Origin of the sequence: Paenibacillus vandeheii (assembly GCF_030433635.1) — a bacterium.
Taxonomy (GTDB): Bacteria; Bacillota; Bacilli; order Paenibacillales; family Paenibacillaceae; genus Paenibacillus; species Paenibacillus vandeheii.
Window position 1 is genome coordinate 1 of record NZ_JAROCD010000043.1, and the last position, 892, is coordinate 892.

Here is an 892-nt window from a genome sequence, read left to right on the forward strand (position 1 = left end):
TTTGATTGACTGGAGGGTATATTTATGAAGGACAGTTGTGAAATTTACTGTTATGACGAGCCTAAAGTTCGTAAAGTACAAAAGGCATTAGAACAGCAAGATATAAAGGGCATGGCCAAGATGTTTAAAGTTCTGGCCGATGAAACTCGAATGAAGATCGCGTTTGCTTTATGTGAAGAGGACGAGCTTTGTGTTTGTGACGTGGCCAATATTACAGGGTCCTCACTTGCAACTGCATCTCACCATTTGCGATCACTAAAACAGCTTGGAGTAGCTAAATACAGGAAAGAAGGAAAGTTGGCGTTTTATTCACTGGAAGATGAATACATGCGCCAATTAGTTCATTTAGCTTCAACACATAGCAAGGAGTCGATGTTGCATGCAACAACATGAAGAAGAAAACAGTAATAAAGAGGTCTATCGTGTACAAGGGTTCACCTGTACAAACTGTGCCGGTAAATTTGAAAATAACGTAAAAAGACTTCCTGGTGTCACAGACGCACAAGTTAACTTTGGGGCAGCCAAAATAACCGTAATGGGAAATGCAACTGTTGAAGAGCTGGAAAAGGCAGGCGCTTTTGAAAACTTAAAGATAACGCCTGAAAAGCAACGAGTTATAGAAAAGAAAGAGCCATTTTGGAAAGAGAATTGGAACGTGCTTCTCTCACTTGTATTGATGGCGGCAGGTTACTATTTGGCCTCGTACTATGGTGATGAAGCCATGGTTCCTGCATTGGCATTCGGTACCGCCATTATTATTGGCGGGTATGAACTATTTAAAAAAGGGATCAAGAACCTGTTTCAGCTGCAATTCGATATGAACACACTGATGACGGTTGCCATTATCGGTGCAGCTGCTATAGGAGAATGGAGCGAAGGCGCTGTTGTTGTG

The 892-nt window shown here is 41.8% G+C and carries 2 protein-coding genes; both read left to right on the plus strand.

Going from position 1 to position 892, the window contains the following annotated elements:
- Positions 1-24 precede the first annotated feature (24 nt).
- On the plus strand, positions 25-393 hold the full coding sequence (locus P5G61_RS31825; protein WP_024634449.1) for an ArsR/SmtB family transcription factor: 369 nt from the start codon (positions 25-27) through the stop codon (positions 391-393).
- The coding region (locus P5G61_RS31830) for a cation transporter (RefSeq protein WP_301250124.1) at positions 380-892 on the plus strand (513 nt) is incomplete at its 3' end. The genes P5G61_RS31825 and P5G61_RS31830, both read left to right, overlap by 14 nt.

What these genes read in the sequence shown, in the direction of transcription:
- P5G61_RS31825 (WP_024634449.1), top strand. Translation starts at nt 25, where the DNA reads ATGAAGGACAGTTGTGAAATTTACTGTTATGACGAGCCTAAAGTTCGT.